Source organism: Mesorhizobium sp. GbtcB19, assembly GCF_019091085.1.
In the GTDB taxonomy this organism is placed as follows: Bacteria; Pseudomonadota; Alphaproteobacteria; order Rhizobiales; family Rhizobiaceae; genus Mesorhizobium.
In genome coordinates, this window is record NZ_JAGXJY010000641.1 from 1 (window position 1) to 230 (window position 230).

Below are 230 nucleotides of genomic sequence, written 5' to 3' on the forward strand. Positions count from 1 at the left end.
GCCGGTTCAGGCGGCCGCCATCCTGCTGCCGTTCCTGTGCCTGATGGACATCGTTTCGGTGTGGACCTGGTGGGGCGTCTATGCCCGCAAGATGCTGGTCGACATGATGCCCGGCGCCGTCATCGGGTTCGGTCTCGGCTGGCTGCCCGCGGCGTTGGTCACCGGGGAGATGGTGCGACTGATCGACGGGGCCGTAGCGCTGGGCTTCGTGCTGCGCTGGCTCTACCTGC

Annotated in this window: 1 pseudogene; it reads left to right on the plus strand. The window is 67.8% G+C overall.

Annotated features, from left to right (window positions below):
• Positions 1 to 230, plus strand: a pseudogene (locus tag KVT37_RS33290) (sulfite exporter TauE/SafE family protein); the annotation flags it as partial.